The 25,108-nt window shown below is 55.3% G+C and carries 23 protein-coding genes and 2 tRNA genes; 18 read left to right on the forward strand and 7 right to left on the reverse strand.

All coding sequences use genetic code 11. The features are described 5' to 3' along the window. Positions 1-36 precede the first annotated feature (36 nt). Together ACJTMZ_RS19820 and dkgB are read left to right on the forward strand one after the other, a co-directional pair. Positions 37-113, forward strand: a tRNA-Asp gene (locus tag ACJTMZ_RS19820). Positions 114-273: 160 nt separating this feature from the next. Next, positions 274-1,077 carry a 2,5-didehydrogluconate reductase DkgB gene (dkgB, locus tag ACJTMZ_RS19825; protein ID WP_015571394.1) on the forward strand — a complete coding sequence of 268 codons (804 nt, stop codon included), beginning with the start codon at positions 274-276 and terminating at the stop codon, positions 1,075-1,077. Positions 1,078-1,107: 30 nt separating this feature from the next. Here dkgB and yafC read toward each other — a convergent pair whose 3' ends face one another. Then, entirely contained in the window at positions 1,108-2,013 is a 906-nt protein-coding gene (gene yafC / locus ACJTMZ_RS19830) for a DNA-binding transcriptional regulator YafC (RefSeq protein ID WP_015571393.1), read from the reverse strand. A 103-nt stretch (positions 2,014-2,116) separates the two neighbouring features. On the opposite strand from yafC, the gene ACJTMZ_RS19835 reads away from it, so the two are divergent. From ACJTMZ_RS19835 to ACJTMZ_RS19845, 3 genes are all read left to right on the forward strand, one after another. Then, complete coding sequence (locus ACJTMZ_RS19835; RefSeq protein WP_015571392.1) at positions 2,117-3,292, forward strand: MFS transporter; 1,176 nt, start codon at positions 2,117-2,119, stop codon at positions 3,290-3,292. Positions 3,293-3,429: 137 nt separating this feature from the next. Continuing rightward, on the forward strand, positions 3,430-4,230 hold the full coding sequence (locus tag ACJTMZ_RS19840) for an endonuclease/exonuclease/phosphatase family protein (protein ID WP_026080641.1): 801 nt from the start codon (positions 3,430-3,432) through the stop codon (positions 4,228-4,230). Between the two features lie 77 nt (positions 4,231-4,307). Further along, positions 4,308-5,081, forward strand: a complete 774-nt coding sequence (locus tag ACJTMZ_RS19845) for a class I SAM-dependent methyltransferase (RefSeq protein WP_040117242.1) — start codon at positions 4,308-4,310, stop codon at positions 5,079-5,081. Between the two features lie 52 nt (positions 5,082-5,133). On the opposite strand, the gene mltD is transcribed toward ACJTMZ_RS19845, so the two are convergent. Further along, on the reverse strand, positions 5,134-6,498 hold the full coding sequence (gene mltD / locus ACJTMZ_RS19850) for a murein transglycosylase D (RefSeq protein ID WP_032671409.1): 1,365 nt from the start codon (positions 6,496-6,498) through the stop codon (positions 5,134-5,136). Positions 6,499-6,566: 68 nt separating this feature from the next. Then, positions 6,567-7,325: a hydroxyacylglutathione hydrolase gene (gloB, locus tag ACJTMZ_RS19855; protein ID WP_032102816.1), complete on the reverse strand. Its 759-nt coding sequence runs from the start codon at positions 7,323-7,325 to the stop codon at positions 6,567-6,569. 32 nt (positions 7,326-7,357) lie between these two features. Between gloB and ACJTMZ_RS19860 the strand changes: the two genes are divergently transcribed. Next, on the forward strand, positions 7,358-8,074 hold the full coding sequence (locus ACJTMZ_RS19860) for a class I SAM-dependent methyltransferase (protein WP_017383714.1): 717 nt from the start codon (positions 7,358-7,360) through the stop codon (positions 8,072-8,074). On the opposite strand, the gene rnhA is transcribed toward ACJTMZ_RS19860, so the two are convergent. Next, positions 8,075-8,653: a ribonuclease HI gene (rnhA, locus tag ACJTMZ_RS19865; protein ID WP_160840538.1), complete on the reverse strand. Its 579-nt coding sequence runs from the start codon at positions 8,651-8,653 to the stop codon at positions 8,075-8,077. It lies immediately after the preceding gene. Here rnhA and dnaQ point away from each other — a divergent pair. The 9 genes from dnaQ (at position 8,607) to ACJTMZ_RS19910 (ending at position 17,709) form a co-directional block, all read left to right on the forward strand. Next, positions 8,607-9,338 (forward strand): DNA polymerase III subunit epsilon, encoded by a 732-nt coding sequence (gene dnaQ, locus ACJTMZ_RS19870; RefSeq protein ID WP_003863237.1) that lies wholly within the window; start codon positions 8,607-8,609, stop codon positions 9,336-9,338. The genes rnhA and dnaQ overlap by 47 nt on opposite strands. A 132-nt stretch (positions 9,339-9,470) precedes the next feature. Beyond that, positions 9,471-9,547 (forward strand) — tRNA-Asp (locus ACJTMZ_RS19875). A gap of 387 nt (positions 9,548-9,934) precedes the next feature. After that, positions 9,935-10,654 carry a FadR/GntR family transcriptional regulator gene (locus ACJTMZ_RS19880; RefSeq protein ID WP_015571386.1) on the forward strand — a complete coding sequence of 240 codons (720 nt, stop codon included), beginning with the start codon at positions 9,935-9,937 and terminating at the stop codon, positions 10,652-10,654. Further along, positions 10,651-11,664, forward strand: coding sequence for an ABC transporter ATP-binding protein (locus ACJTMZ_RS19885; RefSeq protein WP_015571385.1), 1,014 nt, complete (start codon positions 10,651-10,653; stop codon positions 11,662-11,664). Before ACJTMZ_RS19880 ends, ACJTMZ_RS19885 begins: the two co-directional genes overlap by 4 nt. After that, positions 11,661-12,743 (forward strand): ABC transporter ATP-binding protein, encoded by a 1,083-nt coding sequence (locus ACJTMZ_RS19890; RefSeq protein ID WP_015571384.1) that lies wholly within the window; start codon positions 11,661-11,663, stop codon positions 12,741-12,743. The genes ACJTMZ_RS19885 and ACJTMZ_RS19890 overlap by 4 nt, the downstream gene beginning before the upstream one ends. Positions 12,744-12,745: 2 nt before the next feature. Next, on the forward strand, positions 12,746-14,260 hold the full coding sequence (locus ACJTMZ_RS19895; RefSeq protein WP_072204272.1) for an ABC transporter substrate-binding protein: 1,515 nt from the start codon (positions 12,746-12,748) through the stop codon (positions 14,258-14,260). Between the two features lie 18 nt (positions 14,261-14,278). Further along, positions 14,279-15,220 (forward strand): ABC transporter permease, encoded by a 942-nt coding sequence (locus tag ACJTMZ_RS19900; protein ID WP_015571382.1) that lies wholly within the window; start codon positions 14,279-14,281, stop codon positions 15,218-15,220. Positions 15,221-15,222: 2 nt separating this feature from the next. Continuing rightward, positions 15,223-16,098, forward strand: a complete 876-nt coding sequence (locus ACJTMZ_RS19905; protein WP_015571381.1) for an ABC transporter permease — start codon at positions 15,223-15,225, stop codon at positions 16,096-16,098. Positions 16,099-16,107: 9 nt separating this feature from the next. Beyond that, entirely contained in the window at positions 16,108-17,709 is a 1,602-nt protein-coding gene (locus ACJTMZ_RS19910; RefSeq protein ID WP_032102821.1) for a gamma-glutamyltransferase family protein, read from the forward strand. Between the two features lie 85 nt (positions 17,710-17,794). Here ACJTMZ_RS19910 and ACJTMZ_RS19915 read toward each other — a convergent pair whose 3' ends face one another. Then, positions 17,795-18,565, reverse strand: a complete 771-nt coding sequence (locus ACJTMZ_RS19915) for an amidohydrolase (RefSeq protein ID WP_017383119.1) — start codon at positions 18,563-18,565, stop codon at positions 17,795-17,797. Positions 18,566-18,672: 107 nt separating this feature from the next. Then, a complete protein-coding gene (gene fadE, locus ACJTMZ_RS19920; RefSeq protein ID WP_015571378.1) occupies positions 18,673-21,117 on the reverse strand; it encodes an acyl-CoA dehydrogenase FadE in 2,445 nt (814 codons plus the stop codon). 239 nt (positions 21,118-21,356) lie between these two features. Between fadE and lpcA the strand changes: the two genes are divergently transcribed. Further along, a complete protein-coding gene (gene lpcA, locus ACJTMZ_RS19925; protein WP_003863232.1) occupies positions 21,357-21,935 on the forward strand; it encodes a D-sedoheptulose 7-phosphate isomerase in 579 nt (192 codons plus the stop codon). 48 nt (positions 21,936-21,983) lie between these two features. Continuing rightward, the gene (locus ACJTMZ_RS19930; protein WP_017383120.1) at positions 21,984-22,751 is read left to right on the forward strand and encodes a class II glutamine amidotransferase; all 768 of its coding nucleotides are present in this window, start codon (positions 21,984-21,986) and stop codon (positions 22,749-22,751) included. Here the strand turns inward: ACJTMZ_RS19930 and dpaA are convergent. Further along, the gene (dpaA, locus tag ACJTMZ_RS19935) at positions 22,722-23,462 is read right to left on the reverse strand and encodes a peptidoglycan meso-diaminopimelic acid protein amidase (protein ID WP_006810008.1); all 741 of its coding nucleotides are present in this window, start codon (positions 23,460-23,462) and stop codon (positions 22,722-22,724) included. The two genes, ACJTMZ_RS19930 and dpaA, sit on opposite strands and share 30 nt — an antisense overlap. Positions 23,463-23,762: 300 nt before the next feature. Here dpaA and ACJTMZ_RS19940 point away from each other — a divergent pair, with 300 nt between their 5' ends. After that, positions 23,763-25,106, forward strand: coding sequence for a Na(+)-translocating NADH-quinone reductase subunit A (locus ACJTMZ_RS19940; RefSeq protein WP_032647337.1), 1,344 nt, complete (start codon positions 23,763-23,765; stop codon positions 25,104-25,106). Positions 25,107-25,108: the final 2 nt, after the last annotated feature.

Below are 25,108 nucleotides of genomic sequence, written 5' to 3' on the forward strand. Positions count from 1 at the left end.
CGGTGCATTAATCCGGTGGTTACAGAAGTATTCGGTGGAGCGGTAGTTCAGTCGGTTAGAATACCTGCCTGTCACGCAGGGGGTCGCGGGTTCGAGTCCCGTCCGTTCCGCCACTTATTAAAAGCCCTGAGCTAACGCTCAGGGCTTTTTTCTTATCTGTCGTTTGATTGTTGCGAAATTAGCAAAAATCCTCTGCGGTTCACGATCTTTTTCGGCATAACAACTACAGCGATAATTCTCCTCAGTTTATGAACATAACGATTGAGGAATCATATGACTATCCCTGCACTGGGTCTGGGCACTTTCCGCCTGAAAGACGACGTTGTTATCGCATCTGTTAAAACCGCACTTGAGTTGGGCTATCGTGCTATTGATACGGCGCAGATTTATGATAACGAAGCTGCCGTAGGCCAGGCCATCGAAGAGAGTGGCGTACCGCGCGACGAACTTTTCATCACCACTAAAATCTGGATTGAGAATCTCGGCCAAGACAAGCTGATCCCAAGCCTGAAGGAAAGTCTGAGAAAGCTGCGTACTGACTATGTTGATCTGACGCTGATCCACTGGCCATCACCTGACGATGCCGTCTCTGTGGAGGAGTTCATGCAGGCGCTGCTGGAAGCGAAAGAGCAGGGTTTAACGCGTAAAATTGGCATCTCTAACTTCACCATCCCGTTGATGGAAAGGGCCATTGCCGCAGTGGGTAAAGAAAATATTGCCACCAATCAGATTGAACTCTCTCCTTACCTGCAAAACCACAAAGTCGTGGACTGGGCGAAACAGCATGGTATTCACATCACCTCGTACATGACGCTGGCATATGGTAAGGCGCTGAAAGATGAAGTGATTGCACGCATCGCTGAAAAACACAATGCGACAGCCGCACAGGTGATCCTGGCATGGGCGATGGGTGAGGGCTATGCCGTGATCCCGTCTTCAACCAAACGTGAAAACCTGGCAAGTAACCTGTTAGCGCGGGATCTCCAGCTTGATGATGAAGATAAAAACGCGATCGCTGCACTGGAATGCAACGATCGTCTGGTCAGCCCGGAAGGGTTAGCACCAGACTGGGATTAATAAAAGCCCTTCCTCTGTACCCTTAAACCCTCACACAGCTCCTCCGGGAGCTGTTTTTATATGTTCGCTAAGGAAGTCGATAAAAGCGCGTATGCGCGTACTTACCGCTCTGTCACTGTAATACACTGCGCTAAAAGGCATCTCTACAGGTAAGCGTTTGTCAGCCATCAGTTCTACAAGCTGACCCGCAGCTATTTCCTTATCAATCATATAGTCTGATAAACAGGCGATCCCATTTCCTTCAAGACAAAGCTGTTTCAGCGTTTCTCCGCTATTAGACGAAAGTCCGCAAGTGATCTCATGAAGTTGTCCGTCATGACAGGCCACGGGCCAGGTGTTCAGCGAGACAGGTTCCGTAAAGCCCAGGCACAGGTGCTGCTTCAGCTCCTCAACGGTCTCCGGTTTGCCATGCTCTGCAATATATTGCGGTGACGCGATAATTTTGCGGTAGCTGGTGAACAGTGGGCGAGCGCGTAAACTTGAATCCGTCAGGGTTCCCGCGCGGATCGCCACATCAACTTTACGCTCAATCAGGTTAATAAACGTCTCTGAAGAGACCAGGGACAGAGTCATCTCCGGATAACGTTCCCGGAATGGCTTGATTAACGGCATCAGAAAATGAAGCACGACCGGCGTCGCCGCATCAATGCGTAGCAATCCACGCGGAGTGCTACGCGACTCCATTATTTCCGTCTCAGCTGCCGCCATCTCCTGCAAAACGGATTGTACGCGGCGAAAATAACGTTCACCTTCTTCCGTCAGGCTGAGCTGCCGCGTTGTTCTGTTGAGCAGACTTACCCCGAGCTTCATCTCCAGCTTTTTCACCGAGCGGCTGATGGCGGAGTTCGCCTGCCCGAGCTGTTCGGCCGCACGGCTGAAGCTGCCGCTTTCAACAACGGCAACAAAGATAGTCAGTTCTTCCGATGTGGCTTTCATTATTGCATCATCCGCAAAATTCTATTGAGATTCTAACCATTTTTGTTATTTAAACACTGGCGCATACTGCCTGTCATCTTAATCCTGAAGAGACGGAGTATTTATGCCACTGGCGCTTCTTGCCCTGACGATCAGTGCCTTCGCAATTGGCACGACCGAATTTGTTATTGTAGGACTTGTTCCCACTATTGCTGAACAACTCGCCATTTCGCTGCCTTCTGCCGGGCTGCTGGTATCTATTTACGCGTTAGGCGTCGCTGTTGGGGCGCCTGTGCTGACCGCACTGACTGGACGCTTTCCACGTAAACAACTGTTAGTTGCCCTGATGGTGCTCTTCACCGCCGGCAATATTCTGGCGTGGCAGGCTCCGGACTACACTACCCTGGTCATTGCCCGTTTGCTGTCTGGCCTCGCGCACGGTGTCTTCTTCTCCATCGGTTCTACGATTGCAACCAGCCTGGTGCCAAAAGAGAAAGCGGCGTCAGCCATTGCGATTATGTTTGGCGGCTTAACCGTCGCGCTGGTCACCGGCGTACCGTTAGGAACGTTTATTGGGCAACATTTTGGCTGGCGAGAAACCTTCCTCGCGGTATCGCTGTTGGGCGTGATTGCTCTGGTAGCCAGCCTGCTGCTGGTGCCCTCCAGTATTCCGGGGCGCGCGAGCGCCAGCCTGAGCGATCAGGTTAAGGTTCTGACACACCCGCGCCTGCTGCTGATCTATGCCGTTACGGCTCTGGGTTATGGAGGTGTGTTCACTGCGTTCACTTTCCTTGCACCGATGATGCAGGAGCTGGCTGGTTTTTCTCCGGGCGCAGTGAGCTGGATTTTACTGGGCTACGGTATCTCCGTTGCAATCGGCAATATCTGGGGCGGCAAGCTTGCGGATAAGCATGGTGCGGTACCGGCGCTAAAATTTATCTTCGCCGCGCTGGTTGTCCTGCTGATGATTTTCCAGTTCACCGCGTCGATACAATACGCAGCGCTGGTAACTGTGTTGGTTATGGGAATATTCGCGTTTGGTAACGTACCGGGATTGCAGGTCTATGTTGTACAGAAAGCCGAACGCTATACGCCCAATGCGGTGGATGTCGCATCCGGCCTGAATATCGCCGCATTCAATATCGGTATCGCACTCGGATCGGTTATCGGCGGGCAGACGGTTGAACACGTTGGATTAACCCAAACGCCATGGATTGGTGCGGTAATTGTGCTTGTCGCTTTCCTGCTTATTGGTCTGAGTGGACGACTTGATAAACCCGCTCGTATCGCGCTTGGATAAGTATCAGTAAGTGCTTGCTTACAAAACTGGAAAGCGGTTTCTCAGTAATTGCGTTGAAAGTGTGACCTAAAATCCCTATAACATTAGAACCAGTCCGTTTTCCGGGCTGGTTCATGTTACAGAGGTCGTTTCCAAAAGTGCGAAAAAATACCTATGCCATGCGTTATGTTGCCGGAATGCCCGCGGAGAGGATCTTGCCTCCGGGGTCGTTTGCGAGCCTGGGTCAGGCATTACCAGCGGGCACGCCATTAAGCAGTGACGAAAAAATTCGCGTACTGGTGTGGAACATCTTTAAACAACAGCGTGCGGAGTGGTTATCCGTACTTAAAAATTTTGGTAAAGATGCGCATCTGGTTCTGTTACAGGAGGCGCAAACCACGCCTGAGCTGGTCAGGTTTGCAACGACAAACTATCTTGCAGCCGATCAGGTGCCTGCCTTTGTTCTGCCACAGCATCCTTCTGGGGTGATGACCCTTTCAGCCGCACATCCGGTCTATTGCTGCCCGCTGCGTGAACGAGAGCCAATCCTGCGTCTGGCAAAATCGGCGCTGGTCACGGTCTATCCGTTGCCCGACACCCGTCTGCTGATGGTGGTAAACATTCATGCGGTGAACTTCAGCCTGGGTGTTGATGTGTACAGTAAGCAGTTACTACCCATTGGCGATCAGATTGCTCATCACAGTGGGCCGATCATTATGGCCGGGGACTTCAATGCCTGGAGCCGTCCACGTATGAACGCGTTGTACCGCTTCGCGCGTGAAATGTCGCTGCGTGAAGTTCGTTTTAACGATGACCAGCGCAAGAAAGCGTTTGGTCGTCCTCTCGATTTTGTCTTCTATCGGGGTTTAAGCGTGCACGACGCCTCCGTTCTGGTGACGCGCGCCTCCGATCATAATCCTCTACTAGTTGAATTCAGTCCCGGCAAACCTGATAAATAATGGTGCGTCAGGTCTGCCGTGGGGCAGGCCTGTGCGGGTGCTGCCCTTTATTTTTTAACCCATAAAAGGACAGCAACATGACAACAACACACTCCCATCATGACAACGTCGAAAAACAGTTTGGTTCTCAGGCAAGTGCCTACCTGAGCAGCGCCGTGCACGCCTCTGGCCGCGATCTGGTACGTCTCGGCGAACGGCTCGCCGCGTTTCCTGACGCGCACGTGCTGGACTTAGGCTGCGGGGCGGGGCACGCCAGTTTTACCGCCGCACAGCAGGTTGTTCAGGTGACGGCATATGACTTATCGAGCCAGATGCTGGATGTGGTTGCTGAAGCGGCGAAAGCGAAAGGGCTGAATAACGTCACGACGCGCCAGGGCTACGCTGAATCTTTACCCTTTGAGGATGCGTCGTTTGAGGTTGTGATTAGCCGTTACTCTGCACACCACTGGCATGATGTGGGGCAGGCATTACGGGAAGTGAAACGCGTGCTCAAACCGGGCGGAATCTTCATCATCATGGACGTGATGTCTCCCGGACATCCAGTACGAAATATCTGGCTCCAGACGGTTGAAGCGCTGCGTGATACCTCGCACGTGCAAAACTACTCCAGTGGAGAGTGGCTTACGTTTATCACCGAAGCCGGCTTGATTTCACGCTCATTGATAACCGACCGTTTGCCGCTGGAGTTCACATCATGGATTGCACGGATGCGCACACCCGAGGCATTGACTCAGGCGATCCGATTGTATCAGGAGAGCGCCTCTGCTGACGTGAAGGCGTACTTTGAACTGCATGACGATGGTTCGTTTACCAGCGACACCATTATGGCTGAAGCGCAAAAAGCGGGATAAATAAAAAAGGCACCGAGGGGAATCGGTGCCTTTTTAACAAGCGATCGTACTATCAGGAATCTGGCGTAGCGCTGTTTTTCACAAACAACGTCAGCTGGTCGCCAGGTTGCAGGTTGTCAGTATCGTTGTTCCAGCGCATCACATCTTTGATGTTTACGCCGTGACGCTTAGCAATACTGGACAGCGAGTCGCCTTTACGTACGCGATAGGTAATGCTATCGCTGTTTTTAGCGAGACGCTGTGCGCTGCTGCCTGCACCTACGGTCAGCGTTTGACCCACTTTCAGACCAGATCCGCGCAGATTATTCCACTGCTGGAGATCTTTCGCATTCACGCCAAGACGTGATGCAATACCTGAAAGCGTATCACCTGAACGCACCTTATAGCTGCGGCTGCTTACAGGCGACGTATCAGCGATCAGCGTGGACTGAACGGCTGCAATTTCACCCGAAGCTAAAGACTCTCGTAACTGTTCCGCATGTTTCTGCGGAACCATCACATAGCCAGGGCCACTAGCGCCCAGCGTGGAGCCTTTAACACCTGCATTAAAGGTTTTAAGCTTACTTACCGACATACCCGTCATATCTGCAACCTGTTGAATATCAACCGGGCTGCTGAGGCGGACACGCGCCAGTGCACGACTTTCGTCTGGTGTTGGCAGTTGTACACCGTAACGTTTGCTGTTCTTGAGAATATCGCCCAGTGCCAGCATTTTCGGTACGTAAATCTTTGTTTCCTGTGGCAGTGAGAGCGACCAGAAGTCTGTGGATTTTCCACGCGCTTTATTCGCTTTCATTGCCTTCAGTACACGACCTTCACCACTGTTATACGCCGCGACGGTCAATAACCAGTCGCCGTCAAACATCTTGTTCAGACGTTGCATCATGTCGAGAGCGGCTGTCGTTGAAGCGACAACATCACGACGCGCATCGTAGTTGCGGGTCTGCTTTAAACCATAATTTCGCCCTGTGCTCGGAATGATCTGCCAGATGCCTGCTGCATTGGCGCCAGACGTCGCGTGCGGGTCAAAAGCGCTCTCCACTATGGGTAGTAGTACCAGTTCCATAGGCATGTTACGTTTCTTAACTTGCCCGGCTATCCAGTACATATACGGCTCTGCCCGTAATGTTACATCGTGGAGATAGCTCTTATTTCTCAAATACTTCTGTTTCTGTTCGCGAATCCGGCTGTTTTCCGGAATTCCCATCTTTAGCTCGTCGCCAATAGAGGCCCACAAGTCTTGTTCCTGCGCGAAGGATGTCCCATCGTCCAACCATCGCGCCTGACTCGTAAACTTCCCTGCTTCCCCTTGACCAGCCGCAGAAAGGCTCTGTGCGTGCTGTTGTACGTTGCTGCCGTTTTGTGACTGGCAACCTACAAGCAGGACAGAGGCGAGTAATATCGCTTTTGCCTTCATGTGTGTGTCAATAGTTGCTTAAAAGACGAGCGATGATAACGGCGAAATTTTGAAAAGGCAACCCGCAATTATCTGAAGTTATCTTTCTTTGACCTTAACCATGCAAATCGCGCTTCAGGTTGTAACAAATTTGTTTCTTGATTAATTTTATTAATTAAATCAACATCATCAGTTCTTAAAAATAAATTTATTTGTCGCTCATTTTTCAGAATTACGGGGAGTGTTTTTTGGTTTTTTGCACGTAACTCCTTCACTTTCTGGTAATAATCCTGAATCGCCCGATCCTCAGGCAGCACGCTTGCAGCAAACTTCATATTCCCTAATGTATACTCATGTGCGCAACAAATTACGGTGTCGGCTGGCAGCGCATTAATTTTTTGTAAAGATTGATACATCTGTTCTGGCGTGCCTTCAAACAGCCTTCCACAGCCGCCAGAAAACAGCGTGTCGCCACAAAACAGATAAGGTTTGCTGTAGAAACAGAGATGACCGGAAGTGTGACCTGGCGTAGCAAATACGGAAAACTCCCACCCGAGGATGAGGATACTTTCGCCTTCTTCAACAACTTGCGTCGTACCCTTATCCTGTGTCTCTGCTGGTCCGTAGACGGGTAGATGGGGATAGCGTGCAAGGAGATCGGGAACACCGCCGACATGATCGTGATGGTGATGGGTAAGAAGGATCGCCTCCGGCTGCCAGCCGTTTTCTTTAATCGCGTGCAGGATCGGTGCGGATTCGCCTGGATCAACAATGATGCATCTGCGATCGTCGTCGACTAAAACCCAGATGTAATTGTCCTGAAAGGCGGAAATACTGATAAGATTCATGCATTACCTCTTATAGCGTGGCGGGTGTTTTGATGAAACCGGCAAGGATACCTCAGACTGTCGCACCACCGGAACGTTGGGCAGAGTTGCCCTGGGGTGAATATTATCGCGAGGCCTTAGAACTTCAGCTTAAACCCTGGCTCGCGAAAATGTATGGTTTTCACCTGCTTAAGATTGGCAATCTGAGCGCAGAAATCAATACCGAAAGCTGCGCTATCTCGCATCAGGTCAGCGTATCGCTTAATGGCTCCCCGGTTCAGGTGAAAGCGGATCCGCTGCATTTGCCGTTTGCGGAAAAATCCATTGATGCCTGTCTGCTCGCCCACACGCTGCCCTGGTGCAGCGATCCCCATCGTCTGCTGCGGGAAGCCGACCGCGTTTTGATTGATGACGGCTGGCTGATCCTGAGCGGTTTTAATCCGCTGAGTCTGATGGGGCTACGTAAACTGACGCCCGTTCTGCGTCGCACGCCGCCTTATAACAGCAGGATGTTTACCATGATGCGCCAGCTGGACTGGCTTTCACTGTTAAATTTCGAAGTGCTAAGCTACGGGGGTTTTCAGGTCATCCCCTGGACGCGTAAAGGCGGGGTCTTATTAAGCACCCATTTACCCGCGCTGGGCTGCATGCAATTTATTGTCGCGCGTAAGAGGACGATCCCCCTTACGCTCAACCCGATGAAGCAAAGCAAATCAAAAACGCGGATCCGCCAGACCGTGGGGGCCACGCGGCAGTACAAAAAACCGTGATCAGGATTCAGGTTGATAACCTGCATCCTCATGGGTCGGGTTGGATGCCGCCGCGCGAGCCAGCTCGTCACAGCGTTCGTTTTCAGGATGACCGGCGTGCCCCTTTACCCACTCCCATTTGATTTCGTGCTGACCGAGGGCGGCATCAAGACGCTTCCAGAGATCGACATTCTTGACGGGTTTTTTCTCTGCCGTTTTCCAGCCCCGCTTTTTCCAGTTGTGGATCCATTGGGTAATGCCCTGGCGGACATACTGGCTGTCGGTACTCAGCACCACGTCACAATGTTCTTTTAACGCTTCCAGCGCCACGATGGCCGCCATCAACTCCATGCGGTTGTTGGTGGTCAGGAAATAGCCTTCACTAAATGTTTTTTCATGCTGGCGATAGCGCATAATGGCGCCATAGCCGCCGGGCCCTGGGTTACCGAGACAAGATCCATCGGTGAAAATTTCTACCTGTTTACGCATCTCTGGTAGACTTCCTGTATTTGAAACGTTCAGTAAAACGATAAGTCTGACATAAATGACCGCTATGAGCACTGCAATTACTCGCCAGATTGTTCTTGATACCGAAACCACCGGTATGAACCAGATTGGCGCCCACTACGAAGGGCACAAAATCATTGAGATTGGTGCCGTTGAAGTGGTGAACCGTCGCCTTACGGGCAACAACTTCCACGTTTACCTTAAACCCGATCGGCTGGTGGACCCGGAAGCGTTCGGCGTTCACGGAATTGCCGATGAGTTTTTGCTGGATAAGCCCACCTTTGCCGACGTCGCAGATGAATTTCTCGACTACATCAGAGGTGCGGAACTTGTCATTCATAACGCGTCGTTCGATATCGGCTTTATGGACTATGAGTTCAGCAAGCTCAACCGTGATATTCCGAAGACGAATACGTTCTGTAAAGTCACGGATAGCCTGGCGCTGGCAAGGAAGATGTTCCCCGGCAAGCGTAACAGCCTTGATGCCCTGTGCTCTCGCTATGAGATAGACAACACCAAGCGAACGCTGCACGGCGCGTTGCTCGATGCCCAGATCCTGGCCGATGTCTACCTGACCATGACCGGCGGGCAAACGTCGATGAAATTCAGTATGGAAAATGAATCCCAGCAGACGCGGGATGAAGGGGGAATTCAGCGCATTGTGCGTCAGGCGAATCGCCTGCGGGTTGTTTTAGCCAGTGATGAAGAACTGATGAACCATGAATCTCGTCTCGATTTAGTGCAGAAGAAGGGCGGAAGCTGTCTGTGGCGCACGTGAAAATGTGCTGAAACGTTTGTTAAATCACCGTTTGGGTGAATTTTGCAGCAAACGATTCAAAACCTGAGAAAAAGCGTTGACGAGTTCAGAGGCAAACCGTAATATTCGCCTCGTTCCCCAAACGGGAACAGTGGAGCGGTAGTTCAGTCGGTTAGAATACCTGCCTGTCACGCAGGGGGTCGCGGGTTCGAGTCCCGTCCGTTCCGCCACTATTCAGAAAGCCTGAGTCAGAAATGATTCAGGCTTTCGTCGTTTTATAGTCCCTCGAATATTGTTTATTCCTCTTTTTATTTCCATTAACAAAAAGTTAATAAATACGGTGCATTTTATTAACAAATGCACGATTTTAGTGCATTATTTGCACTGTTTTTGTGCGTTTTTTGCCCATCCTTACCTTCGCGCCCATCTTCTTATGTAATAATTATGTAAAATAATTGGTAGGAAATCATTCGGTTACCGATCATTTTTCAGAAAATTAACGAACCAATACGCTATTGGTTCGTTAATTGCTTAATTACTAGCACGTTAAGTTCTGCGTCATATCAATAACTTATTATTAATAAAAATAAAGCAATGATGAAAGCGAGCGAACCAATATGGAAAAGCCTTCACGGTTTTTAGCTAATTCCAGTACCGCGCTTGAGCAGCTGCGCGGGCTTATCAACCAGCACGAGTCAACACCAGGCATTCCGCTGCCCACTGAACGTGAGCTGTCGGACACTCTCGGCGTAGGCCGACGTGAAGTGCGTCGCGCGCTGGACGTGCTGGAAGAGGAAGGGCGTATCTGGCGCAAGCAGGGCAAGGGTACCTTCATTGGTCCATCTGCCCCGGTTGAGCCGTTGGCGCTTCAGGGATTGGTTCAGCAAACCAACCTGCTGGAAGTCATGGAAGCTCGACTACAGCTCGAACCCGGCTTAGCCCGACTTGCGGCACTGCGTGCCACCAGGGAAAACCTCGCGCTCATGCAGCGTATGCTGGAACGCATTAATAAGGTCAGCCCGGATGACCGCGATCTCAACGAACTGTGGGATAGCGCCTTCCACCGCGCCATTGCGGAGGCAGCAGGTAACCGCCTGATGCTTGGGCTTTTTGATGCGATAGACGCCGTCCGCCGGGAGCCTGGCTGGCAGCATTTACGCGAACTTGCCCGCACCCCTGAACGTGTCGATAGCTACAACGACCACCATCACAAAATCATGTCAGCGATTATTCATCGCCAGCCTAACGAAGCAGCTGCCGCCATGCGCGAACACCTGCTCAGCCTGCAAACCGCCCTGATTCAGGCTATTCACCTTGAGGACGATTCCACGCTATGACGACGATACCCTTTAAGGACTCCACGCCCGTACTGCGGCTGCAAAACCTCAACGTTAAATTCGCGGGCTCGCCGGTGAGCGTGCTCGACGATATCTCGCTGACGGTCAGGGCGGGAGAAACGCTGGCGCTGGTAGGCGAGTCCGGCTGCGGTAAAAGCATCACTTCCCTGGCGCTGATGGGGTTATTACCTGCCAGCGCCCGGATCGTCAGCGGGGAGATGAATTTCCGCCGCCAGGATCTGCGCAAGCTCTCGCCGCGGGAGTATGCCGATCTGCGCGGCAGCGAGCTGGCGATGATATTCCAGGAGCCCATGACCTCGCTCAACCCGGCCTTCACGCTTGGCGATCAGCTCAGTGAAGCGGTGATGCGCCATCAAACGATCTCCCGGGCTGAGGCGATGACGGTTGCGCTACAGATCCTGGAGAAGGTGCAGATCCCGGCCGCAGAGATGCGCCTTAAGGCTTACCCGCATCAGCTTTCCGGCGGTATGCGCCAGCGCGTGATGATTGCGATGGCGCTGATAAACCATCCCAAACTACTCATTGCTGACGAACCCACTACCGCTCTGGACGTGACCATTCAGGCGCAAATTCTCTCCCTGCTCAATACTTTAAAAGAAGAAACGGGCACGGCGGTGCTGATGATCACCCACGATTTAGGCGTGGTGGCTGAAGTCGCGCAGCAGGTGGCGGTGATGTATGCCGGACAGGTAGTGGAGCAGGGGAGTGTTGAAGCCCTGTTTGCCGATCCGCAGCACCCCTATACCATTGGCCTTATGGGTTCCCTTCCTTCTATGGGTGCGCGTAAAGGCCAGCTATCAACTATTCCCGGATCGGTCCCGCTGCCGGAATCCATGCCTCAAGGCTGCCGCTTTGCCACCCGATGTCCCTTCGCGCAGACGCGCTGTCATGCTGAAAAACCACCGCTCACTACGCTTGGTACGGGCCATCAGGTTGCCTGCTTCCGCGTGCCGCTCGAACACCACATTGCCCTGGGAGAGACCGCATGACCATGCCCATTCTTGAAGCCCGCGATCTGAGCAAGCTTTTCCCCGGCCCGAAAAAACTGTTTACGCCGGCCCGCTTTGTCACCGCTGTCGACCGAGTTTCGATGTCGGTGATGCCTGGCGAAACGCTGGCAATTGTCGGCGAGTCGGGTTCCGGGAAATCCACCCTTGGTCGTCTGCTGCTGCGCCTGCTGGGCGCCAGCGAAGGGCGGGTATTTTATCAGGGTGAGGAGATCACCCACGCCTCGGGCGCCCGTCTGAACCAGCTCCGGCGTGAGCTACAGATCATCTTTCAGGATCCCTTCGCTTCGCTGAACCCGCGCATGACGGTGGAGCAAATTGTCGGTGAGCCGCTGTGGCTGCACCAGAACATGAAAAAAACGGATCGCCAGTACCGCGTCTCCGAGCTACTCAGGACGGTCGGCTTGCCCTCAGCCTGGGCCGGGCGTTATCCACACGAATTTTCCGGCGGGCAGCGTCAGCGTATCGGCATTGCGCGCGCGCTGGCGTCAGGCCCAAAGCTGCTGCTGGGTGATGAGCCGGTTTCTGCGCTGGACGTTTCCGTTCAGGCACAGGTGGTTAATTTACTGGAAAGCCTGAAGCACCAGTTGGGGCTAACGATGGTGATCGTCGCCCACGGGCTGGCGGTTATCCGTCATATGAGCGACCGCGTGGCGGTAATGTATCTTGGGCAAATCGTCGAGCTGGCCACCGTCGACGACATCTTCGACGCACCGTTGCATCCTTATACCCAGGCGTTGATTGCCTCAGCGCCGCAAATGCAGCCAGGCGTAGCGCGGGATACGCCGCTGTTGCAGGGTGATTTACCGAACCCGGCTAACCCGCCGTCCGGCTGCCGTTTCCACACCCGTTGCCCCTACGTTACAGATGAATGCCGCCAGATCGAGCCGATTAATCAGGTGCTCGACGGCGGACGTCAGGTTGCTTGCCATCGCTGGCAGGAGATCAATCGCGATCGCAGCGTTATCCAGATCGCACCGCCATCCGCCGCTTTTCTGCGCCGCCGCGCGCTGTTTGAACACGCGGCCACTCACTCCTCCCTTCCTTCAAGGAACTCATGATAATGACAATGCGTAATTCTCTTTTGACCGTACTGGGAAGTGTTATGTTGCTTGGCGCGGCGCTGCCCGCCCATTCTGAAAGCGTGCTGCGGATCGGCCTGGGGGCCGACCCGGATATGCTCGACCCGCATCTGGCGCGCACCTACTATGGCCGTTTCGTGTTTGCCTCCCTGTGCGACAGGCTGGTGGACGTCGACGAGCACCTGAAAGTGGTGCCGGGTCTGGCAAAATCCTGGGCCTGGAGCGAAGATGGCAAAACGCTGACTATGGATCTACGCGAAGGTGTGACCTTCCACGACGGTGAAAAATTTGATGCCGCTGCGGCAAAATACAACCTCGACCGCGCCCTGACCCTCAAAGGCTCCCTACGTAAAAGCGAGATCTCATCCGTTGAATCGGTCGAGGTCACCGGCCCGATGCAGATTGCGCTGCACCTGAAAACACCGGATGCCGCGCTGCTAATGCAGCTTACCGACCGCGCGGGCGCGATGATGGCACCCGATGCGGCGAAAAAGCCTGACTTTGCCGCCCATCCCGTCTGCTCCGGTCCATACAAATTCGACAGCCGCGTGTCGCAGGACCGCATCGTTCTGACCCGCTTCGACAACTACTGGAACAAAGACGCCTATCACTTCGACAAAATCATCTATCTGCCGATCCCGGATGCCTCCGTGCGTCTCGCGAACCTGCGCGCGGGCGATCTCGACCTGACCGAAGGCATTGCCGCCAGCGACGTCAAAACCGTCGAAGCCGACAGCAAGCTGGCGCTGGCGAAGGTCACCGGTCTGGGCTATCAGGGGATCACCTTCAATATTAACAACGGCAAGGTGCCGGCCAACGATCCGTTCAAAGATGCCCGCGTGCGCGAGGCATTTTCTCAGGCAATCGATCGCGATGCCTTAAACCAGGTGGTCTTTGAAGGGCTCTACACCCCGGCAAATCAGGCGTTTTCACCGGTCAGCCCGTACCACGTTAACCTGCCGGTCCCGCCGCGCGACGTCGATAAAGCCAAAGCGCTGCTGAAAGCCGCCGGTGTGACCACGCCGCTGAGCGTCAATCTGCTGGTGCCAAACAACCCAACCTCGCAGCAGGTGGGACAGGTATTGCAGGCGATGGTGGCAGAGGCGGGCTTTAACCTGAACCTGCAAATGACCGAGTTCGCCACGCTGCTGGATCGCCAGCAGAGCGGTGACTACCAGTTGAGCTTCTCCGGCTGGTCGGGGCGCCCGGATCCGGATGGCAGCATTTACGGCTTTATCAACAGTAAAGGCACCCTGAACGACGGCCGATACAGCAACGCGCAGATCGATGAATGGCTGACTCAGGCGCGTCAGAGCACCGACCAGGCCGCACGCCAGCCGCTGTACGACAAGGTGGTGAAGCAGCTCCAGACCGACATGCCGATTGCCTACCTCTACTTCGAGCCGCGCATTTTTGGCCTGAACAAAAGCGTGCAGGGCTTTAAGCCGTACCCGGACGGCATCGTGCGTCTGGCCGGTTTGACGCTGGCAAAATAAACGTCCTGAGGAGAACCCATGCTGGAACTGATTTGCAAACGTCTGCTGCTGGCCGTCCCGACGCTATTGCTGGTGAGCATGATGGTGTTCGGGCTGCAAAAGCTGCTGCCCGGCGACCCGCTGATCGCCATGGCCGGGGAGGAGCGCGATCCGGCGGTAATTGCCCAACTGCGTGCTGAGCTTAATCTGGATGCGCCGATCCCCGTGCAGTATTTCCATTGGCTGACGCGCGCGCTGCAGGGCGATCTGGGCGTCTCCTTGCGCACGCATGAACCGGTCACGCAGCTGATTGCCAGCAAGCTGCCGGTCACGCTGGAGCTCTCTCTGCTGGCGATGATCATCGCGCTGGTGTTTGGCATCAGCATGGGGATCCTTGCGGCGGTGAATAAAAACAGCTGGGTCGATCACGGGGCGAACTTTGTGGCGATCTCGGGGATATCAATTCCGCACTTCTGGCTGGGGATCCTGCTGATTCTGGTCTTTTCGGTGAACTTGCAATGGTTACCTGCGTCCGGTTATGTGCCATTCAGTGAAGATCCGATCCAGAACCTGCGCACGCTGCTGCTGCCCGCGTCCGTGCTCGGAACCGGACTGGCGGCGACGCTGATGCGCCATACCCGTGCGTCAATGATTGCGGTGCTGAAAGCGGATTACATCCGCACCGCGCGCGCTAAGGGGCTGCTGCCGAAAGCAGTGATCCTGAAGCACGCCTTTCGCAACGCGCTGGTGCCTGTAATCACCCTCACCACGCTTCTGTTCGGCGAGCTACTGGGCGGCGCGGTGCTGACCGAGCAGGTCTTCACCATTCCGGGCTTTGGCAAAATGATCGTCGACTCGGTGTTCAATCGTGACTATGCGGTGGTGCAGGGCGTGGTGCTGATCGTGGCGATCGGCTTCCTGATGCTCAATCTGCTGGCCGACGTGCTCTACGTCCTTATCAACCCGAAAATGCGAGGTTAACCATGGCGGAACTGACGACGCAAACCGTTGCCCCCACGCTGCCGCGCGCGCAGAACCGGGTGCTGAAGAAATTTCTCGGCAATAAAAGCGCGGTGATTGGCGCGCTTGTGGTGGGCTTTTTTGTCCTGGTGGCGCTGCTGGCGCCGTGGATCGCCCCCTTCGACCCGGTCAAAGCCAACTTCCTGGCGGTGCGCAAAGCGCCGTCGGCGATGTACTGGTTCGGCACCGACGAGCTGGGGCGTGACATCTTATCCCGCATTATTTGGGGGGCGCGCACCTCGCTGATGGCGGGCTGTATGTCGGTCATTATTGCCGTGGTCATCGGCGTGCCGCTGGGGCTGGTGGCGGGCTACTTCCAGAAGATGTGGGACGGCGTGATCTCGCGCTTTATTGAGGCCTTGCTGGCCTGTCCGTTCCTGATCATGGCGATCGCGCTGGGGGCATTTTTGGGCCCAAGCCTGACGAATGCGATGATCGCCATTGGTCTCTCGGCAATGCCGATTTTCGCCCGGCTGACGCGCGGCCAGGTGATCGCCATTCGCAACGAAGAGTATATCGACGGCGCGCGGGCGATTGGCCTGCCGGATCGCTGGATCATCATTAAATACGTCCTGCCAAACGTGATGTCGCCGATCCTCGTGCAGGCCACGCTGGCGATCGCCTCGGCGATTATCGCCGAAGCCAGCCTGTCGTTTTTGGGGCTGGGACAGCAGCCGCCAAATCCGTCCTGGGGCTCCATGCTCAACACCGCGAAAGGGTTTCTGGAGCAGGCTCCGTGGATGTCCGTTTTCCCCGGCGTGGCGATTTTCCTTGCCGTGCAGGGCTTTAATCTACTCGGCGACGGGCTGCGCGATGCGCTCGATCCGCGCCACGACTAAGGAGTCATGATGACCAAAGCGCTTGATTTTACGTCCGGTTACGATTCACGCCGCCCGCCGATGCTGGGCCATAACGCGGTTGCCACGTCGCAGCCGCTGGCGGCGCAGGCGGGGATGAAGATGCTGCAACTGGGCGGCAATGCCGTCGATGCAGCCATTGCCACCGCGATGGCGCTGACGGTGGTTGAGCCGACCGGCAACGGGATCGGCAGCGACGCCTTTGCCATCGTCTGGGACGGTGAAAAGCTTCACGGCCTCAACGCATCAGGCCGCTCGCCGGCCAGCTGGCATGCGGATCTGTTTGCCGGAAAAAGCGCAGTGCCGGAAATTGGCTGGGACGCGGTGACCGTGCCGGGAGCGGTATCCGGCTGGGTCGCGCTGGCGGAGCGCTTCGGCACGCTGCCGCTGACCACGCTGGCGCAGCCTGCCATTGACTACGCGCGCAACGGCTTTCCCGTCTCGCCGCTGATTGGTCATCTCTGGCAGCGAGGCTATAGCAAGCTGAAAGATCAGCCGGGCTTCAGCGCCTGCTTCGCGCCGGAAGGCCGCGCCCCGCGCGTGGGGGAAATCTTCCGTAACCCGGCGCAGGCGAACTCGCTGGAGCTGATTGCCAAAACCAACGGCGACGCGTTTTACCGCGGCGAGCTGGCGCAGAAAATTGCCGCCTTTGCCAAAGAACACGGTGCGCATCTGACGGCAGAGGATCTGGCAAACCACCGCGTGGACTGGGTTGACCTGCTGTCGCGCGACTTCGCGGGCGGCTCGGTTCAGGAATTGCCGCCAAACGGTCAGGGGATCGCCACGCTGATTGCGCTCGGCATTCTTGAGCAGTGCGGCATTGAGAAGCATCACCCGGATTCCGTGCAGTCTCTTCATCTCTCCATCGAGGCGATGAAGCTGGCGCTGGCGGATCTCGACCGCTACGTTGCGGATGAAGAACACATGGCGTTCGCGGCAAAAGAGCTGCTGAGTGACCATTACCTGAAGTCGCGCGCCGCGCTTATCAACCACGATAGCGCCTCTGATTTTGTGTACGGCTCGCCGACGCAGAGCGGGACGGTTTACGTCAGCACCGCGGATGCGAGTGGGATGATGGTCTCGTTTATTCAGTCCAACTATATGGGATTCGGTTCAGGGATCGTGGTGCCAGATACCGGGATCAGCCTGCAAAACCGGGGCTGCGGCTTTGTGCTGGATCCTGCGCACCCGAACGCGCTGGCGGGCAGCAAGCGCCCGTTCCACACCATCATTCCTGGATTTGCGATGGACGGCAGCGGCAAGCCGCTGATGTCCTTCGGCGTGATGGGCGGGCCGATGCAGGCGCAGGGGCACATGCAGATGGCGCTGCGCATTATGCTGCACGGGCAAAACCCGCAGGCGGCAATCGATGCCCCGCGCTGGCGCGTGGTGCAGGGCAGGGAGGTGATCGTCGAATCAACGTTCGATCGCAATACTATCGCGGCGCTGCGCGAGCGCGGGCATCAGATCGTGGTGGAAGATCCGCTTCAGGATTATAACTTCGGCGGTGCGCAGGTGATTTACCGTATGCCGGAAGGGCACTACGTGGCCGCGACGGAAAGCCGCAAAGACGGGCAGGCGCTGGTGAGTTAATTAACGCCCGGTGGCGCTGCGCTTACCGTGCCTACGCTGTGCTTTTTGTAGGCCGGGTAAGGCGCAGCCGTCACCCGGCTTTTTTTCAACCAATGCTAAACGGATCTGCATCCTGCCAGGCCGGAAACTTCTCCCGATACTCCTTTAACGCCGTTAACGAGATCTCAGCGTCAATTCGTGTTGCCTGATGCGGCTCGGCGGTGGCAATAATCTCACCCTGCGGACTTATCACCCGGCTGTCACCGCGATAGTGATGCCCGTTGCCGTCCGTTCCCACGCGGTTACAGCCAACGACATAAGCCTGATTTTCAATCGCGCGCGCGGTCAGTAAAGCCTGCCAGTGCAGGGAGCGTGGGGCGGGCCAGTTGGCGACGTACAACGCCAGGTCATAATCGTTGCGGTTGCGCGACCACACCGGGAAGCGCAGGTCATAGCAGACCAGCGGCAGAATACGCCAGCCGCGCCATTCAAATACCACGCGTTCGCTTCCGGCTTCATAATGTTGATGTTCATCCGCCATGCGGAACAGGTGGCGCTTATCGTAGAAATGGACTTTTCCTTCCGGCTCGACCAGCAGGAAGCGGTTGACCGGTCCGCGCCCGGTCTGGAGTGCGACGCTACCGGCAATCAGCGCATTTGTTTCCTGCGCCCTGGCGTGCATCCAGGCCACCACCTCGTCCTGCGGCATGGACTGTTTTGCTGCCTCCATCGCGAAACCTGTGGTAAACATCTCCGGCAGGACAATCACATCGCGTCCGGTAATCTCTTCCAGCTGGCGATCAAAATGGCGAAGGTTGGCGGGGCCGTCCATCCACACTAAAGGTTGCTGCAAAACAGAAATCTTTAAACCAGGCACGATACAGGCTCCTTAATAAACACTTTTTGACACTGTAGCACGTCATTACCAGAAAATGTGGCAATAAAAAACCCCGCGCGGGGCGGGGTTTGTGGGAGCAAAAGGCCTTATGCCGCTTCAGGTTTGCGGTGTTTCTCTGGCAGCTTTACCGGCTGTGTCGCCAGCTCTTCAGGTTCGAAATCATCCACATTAATACTGCGCAGACGGCTCTCTTCGGCTTTCACCAGAATCGCAGCTTCGCTGTTGTCGATGATGCCACCCGCCAGCGCCTGTTTTGCCAGCTCATCCAGTCGTGTAAACGGCAGGTTTTTGCCCAGCTGTTTGCAGATCTTCTGGTGAATCGGGTCGGCGGCCATCACGTCAAGCAGCGCCTCTTCCAGCAAACCTACCGGGTTATGCGGGGTAGGTGCCAGATATTGACCCCGACCAATACGAGAGCGGGTTGCGCTTGGTACCTGGAGGATTTTTGCCACTTTGTGATCCAGCTTGTCGGACGGCGCCAGGTGATGACGACCGGTCGGGAAGATCACCGCGCGCAGGGCACCCGCCACGAAGCGGTTCGGGAAGTTCGCCAGCAGATCGTCAATCGCCTGTTCGGCCTGATACATCGCATCCTGAACGCCCCAGTGCACCAGCGGCAGATCCGCTTCCTGACGGCCTTCATCGTCGTAGCGTTTCAGCACCGCAGAGGCCAGGAAGATCTGGCTCAGCACATCACCCAGACGGGCGGAGATGCGTTCGCGACGCTTCAGGCTACCGCCCAGCACCGCCATGGAAACGTCAGACAGCAGAGCCAGGTTGGCGCTCAGACGGTTCAGATGCTGGTAGTAACGTTTGGTCGCATCGCCGGTTGGCGTCGCGCTGGTCAGCCCGCGCGTCAGGCCCAGCCAGAAGCTGCGCACCTTGTTGCTACCGACGTGACCGATATGTTTGAACAGCAGCTTGTCGAAGGCATCCACATCATTATTCTGCGCGGCAGCCATCTCTTCCAGCACGTACGGATGGCAGCGAATCGCACCCTGGCCGAAGATCATCATGCTGCGGGTCAGGATGTTTGCCCCTTCCACGGTGATGGCAATCGGCGCACCCTGATAGCCGCGCGCCAGGAAGTTGCCTTCGCCGAGCATGATACCTTTACCGCCTGCGATATCCATTGCATCAATAATTGACTGCTGTGCGCGGTGGGTACAGTGATACTTCACAATCGCTGACAGCACGGCGGGTTTTTCGCCCAGCATAATGCCGTAGGTAATCAGCGAGGCTGCGGCGTCCATCACGTAGGCATTGCCCGCAATACGCGCCAGCGGCTCTTCGATACCTTCCATCTTGCCGATGGAGATTTTGAACTGACGGCGGATATGCGCGTAAGCCCCAATCCCCATCGCCACCGATTTCAGACCGCCTGTTGAGTTCGACGGCAGGGTAATGCCGCGGCCCACAGACAGACATTCCACCAGCATACGCCAGCCCTGCCCGGCCATTTTCGGGCCACCGATGATGTAGTCAATCGGGACAAAGATATCCTGACCGCGGGTAGGACCGTTCTGGAACGGCACGTTCAGCGGGAAGTGACGGCGACCAATTTCAACGCCCGGGGTTGAAGTTGGGATCAGCGCACAGGTAATACCCAGCTCTTCTTCACCGCCCAGCAGTTTTTCCGGGTCAGAGAGTTTGAACGCCAGGCCCAACACCGTGGCGATAGGTGCTAGGGTGATATAACGTTTGTTCCAGGTCAGGCGCATGCCCAGCACCTGCTGGCCCTGCCATTCGCCCATGCAAACCACGCCGGTATCAGGAATTGCGCCGGCATCGGAGCCTGCCTCCGGGCTGGTCAGCGCGAAGCACGGAATTTCCTGACCACGCGCCAGACGCGGCAGGTAGTGATCTTTCTGCTCTTCTGTACCGTAATGCTGTAACAGCTCGCCCGGGCCTAAGGAGTTTGGCACGCCAACGGTGATCGCCAGGATCCCGGAGACACCCGCCAGTTTTTGCAGTACGCGAGCCTGAGCGTAAGCGGAGAATTCCAGACCGCCGTACTCTTTCTTAATGATCATCGCGAAGAAGCGATGCTCTTTCAGGTATGCCCACAGCTCAGGCGGCAGGTCGGCCATTTCGTGAGTGATGGCAAAGTCGTTTGCCATGCGGCACGCTTCTTCTACCGGACCATCAATAAAGGCTTGTTCTTCGGCGGTCAGACGCGGCTGCGGATAGTTGTGAAGCTTTTTCCAGTCAGGGTTGCCCTGGAACAGATCGCCTTCCCACCAGGTTGTACCGGCGTCAATCGCTTCTTTCTCTGTACGCGACATCGGCGGCATCACTTTACGGAATCCCCTGAACACCGGCGCAGAGATCATCGACTTACGCATCGGCGTCAGGTTGAACGGCAGCAAAATGATGGCCAGGGGAACAAGGACCCAGATATTCCACAGACCAGCGACGCCAAGTGCAGCCGTCCAGGCCAGAAGAATCAGGCTACTCAGGAATAAACTGACACGGTGATAGAACAACACACCGAGCAGCACAACGGTTGCGAAAATGCTCAAAATCATCATAAAGAAAAGCTCCCTTGCTTGTAGGAGGTCTGACCACTTGTGATGATATGGTTGTAGTTGATGTCATTTCCTTTAGCAATGTGTTTACAAAATAATTACAACCTGGTTCACATTGTTCGCGTTTTAGCCGGCACAAAAAATCAAAACGCCGGACGATTCGCATGGCTTTAGCTTCTCGCTTTTACTGCTATCCGGTACACTCCACTGTGTTATTTCATCAATACTGAAGGATTATCCTCATGTACCAGGATCTTATTCGTAACGAACTGAACGAAGCGGCGGAAACGCTGGCGAATTTTCTGAAAGATGATGCCAATATTCACGCTATTCAGCGCGCGGCGGTCCTGCTTGCCGACAGCTTCAAAGCCGGCGGTAAAGTGCTCTCCTGCGGTAACGGCGGTTCCCACTGTGACGCCATGCACTTCGCCGAAGAGCTGACCGGACGCTATCGTGAAAACCGTCCGGGCTACCCGGCGATTGCGATTTCCGACGTGAGCCACATCTCCTGTGTAGGCAACGACTTCGGTTACGACCATATCTTTTCCCGCTACGTTGAAGCCGTAGGCCGTGAAGGCGACGTGCTGCTGGGGATCTCCACGTCCGGTAACTCTGCTAACGTGATCAAAGCGATCGCCGCCGCGCGTGAGAAGGGCATGAAAGTGATCACCCTGACCGGGAAAGATGGCGGTAAGATGGACGGTACAGCGGACATTGAAATCCGTGTACCACACTTCGGTTATGCGGATCGCGTTCAGGAAATTCACATCAAAGTGATCCACATCCTGATCCAACTGATCGAAAAAGAGATGGTTAAGTAAGACTTCGCTGGGGGGCGCCGGTGCCCCCCGCTGTTGTGGAGGTGATCTATGTGCGAACTGCTCGGGATGAGCGCCAATGTGCCAACCGATATCTGCTTTAGTTTTACCGGACTGGTTCAGCGCGGTGGAGGAACCGGGCCGCATAAAGACGGCTGGGGTATTACCTTCTACGAAGGCAAAGGATGTCGCACGTTTAAAGATCCACAACCCAGCTTTAACTCACCCATTGCCAGACTGGTGCAGGACTATCCTATTAAATCCTGTTCGGTGATCGCCCATATCCGCCAGGCCAATCGCGGCGAAGTGGCGCTGGAAAATACCCATCCGTTTACCCGTGAACTGTGGGGCCGTAACTGGACCTATGCGCACAACGGGCAGCTCTCGGGCTATAAATCACTGGAAACCGGCAATTTTCGTCCTGTCGGTGAAACGGACAGCGAAAAAGCATTTTGCTGGCTGCTGCACAAGCTGACTGAGCGCTACCCCCGTACGCCCGGTAACATGACCGCCGTTTTTAAGTACATAGCGTCACTGGCGTCTGAGTTACGCGAGAAGGGCGTCTTTAATATGCTGCTGTCTGACGGGCGCTACGTGATGGCGTTCTGCTCGACGAATCTGTTCTGGATCACCCGACGTGCGCCGTTTGGCGTCGCCACGCTGCTCGATCAGGATGTGGAAATTGATTTTCAGAAGGAGACCACACCGAACGATGTGGTCACTGTCATTGCAACGCAGCCGCTGACCGGCAACGAAACCTGGCAAAAGATCATGCCAGGCGAGTGGGCGCTATTTTGTCTCGGGGACCGCGTAATTTGACGCCAGCTGCGGCTGAACCACTTCATGGCTGAGCGGTTTACTCACCACGTAACGGCCATTGACGATGGACACCACCGGCGGCTTATGGGTCTGCTCGAAGTAGTCATAGCCCGGTTTTAGCTGTTTCCAGAAATCTGTGTAAACAGAGTACTTATGGCGCGCCATGTTCGCATCCGTCATACGGAACGGATAGATGCTGACCTGAACATTCGGCTGGCCGAAGACCAGTGCGCCCGTGACAAACTGGAAGATTTCATCAATGCCGGAATCCGTCATCGCATAACAACCGACTGACACGCAGGCACCGTGAATCATCAGGTATTTCCCTTCGTAACCGTGCGCACGGTCGAAGGCATTGGGGAAACCGATGTTAATCGCTTTATAGAAGCGGCTGTCCGGTTTTAGCTGGTTACGCTGAACGTTGTAAAACCCTTCCGGACTTTTGAAGTCACCCTGGCGCTGTTTCGGCCCCAGCCCGCCAGAATAGTTACAGATTTTGTAGCTATCGAGCAGCTGATACGTCTCGCCCATTTTGACAAACAGATCGAGTGTGCGCTCTTCCTTGAAGATTTGAATATAAACCGGGGATCCCATCAACTGCTGTTTATACTCTTTGCTGACCGGCGTCGTTGAACTATTACTGCCAAGCAGCCCGGCAAACGACATGCACGGTATCAGAAGCATCGCAATGAACAATGCGATTTTACGCATACTACTGGTTCCTTGATAAAACAATGACCAACTTGCCAGAACGGCAAAAGACACCCGAAATCAGACTAATCTGGACAGGAGCGCTCACATTAGCACCGATGGAGATTTTCGCAAGAGCCAACCTTTGCGTTTACAAATTAGTTTTACTTTATAACCCATTCACATTGTCCTGACTCCAGGAACTTTGCGCAATAGCTCGCATTTCGGCGCGCCAGTCGGCGGATTTGCTGCCCCTGGCAGGGCCGAAAATGATACACTCCGGCCTCTCTGGATTGTTGTTCATGGATACCTGCTAACCACATGTTTAGAATCAGAAAAGGACTCGATCTGCCAATCTCTGGCGTGCCTGAACAGCACGTTACCACCGGCGCCAGTATTCATCATGTCGCTATTGTAGGTGATGATTACGTGGGCATGCGTCCCGCGATGCTGGTACAGGAAGGCGATCGCGTAATAAAAGGCCAGGCGCTCTTCGAGGATAAAAAAAATCCTGGCGTTATGTTTACAGCCCCAGCCAGCGGCACCGTTGTCGCCATCCATCGTGGTGAGCGTCGCGTCCTGCAATCGGTTGTTATTCAAATTGAAGGCGATGAGAAACGCGAATTTGCGCGTTTTGACGCCGCCGATCTTGCCACCCTCAGCCACGACGCGGTGCAGACGCAACTGCTGGAGTCGGGACTGTGGACGGCGCTTCGCACGCGCCCCTATAGCAAAACGCCCGTGCCTGGCACTGTGCCGGCCGCTATCTTCGTCACGGCCATCGACACCAACCCGCTTAGCGCAGATCCGCAGCCTCTTATCCTGGCGGAACGAAACGCTTTCGATGCCGGCCTCACCGTGTTAACGCGCCTGACGCCGGGTAAAGTGCATGTCTGTCAGGCCAGCGGCGGTAAGCTGGGCGGGCATCCGCAAGGGCAGGTAGCCTTTAATGAATTTGCCGGCCCGCATCCGGCCGGGCTGGTGGGAACGCATATTCATTTCCTGGAGCCGGTAAGCCTGACGAAACAGGTCTGGCATCTTAATTATCAGGACGTGATCGCTATCGGTAAGCTATTCACCACGGGTGAGCTGTGCGCAGAACGCATTATTGCCATCGGCGGCCCTCAGGCAACCCAACCGCGTCTGGTTCGCACGCTGCTTGGGGCAGACCTGACGGCGCTGTTGGCTGGCGAAACGAAAGAGGGTGAAAACCGTATTATTTCCGGTTCGGTGCTGAGCGGCAGGCACGCGACAGGCCCGATGGCCTGGCTGGGTCGTTTCCATCTTCAGGTGAGCGTTGTGCTTGAAGGACGCGAGAAAGAGCTGTTCGGCTGGGTACTGCCTGGTGCAGAAAAATACTCTGTAACCCGCACCACGCTCGGCCACTTCCTGCGTCGTAAGCTGTTTAACTTCTCCACCAGCACCAACGGCGGTGAGCGCGCCATGGTTCCGATTGGCAACTACGAACGCGTGATGCCGCTGGATATTCTGCCCACCGTGCTGCTGCGCGATCTCCTGGCCGGCGATACCGACGGTGCCCAGGCGTTGGGCTGTCTGGAGCTGGACGAAGAAGATCTGGCGCTGTGTACCTATGTGTGTCCAGGTAAATACGAATATGGACCCGTATTGCGCGAGGTGTTAACCCGCATTGAGCAGGAAGGATAACC

This window comes from Enterobacter sp. DN (assembly GCF_046054285.1).
Classification (GTDB): domain Bacteria; phylum Pseudomonadota; class Gammaproteobacteria; order Enterobacterales; family Enterobacteriaceae; genus Enterobacter; species Enterobacter hormaechei_C.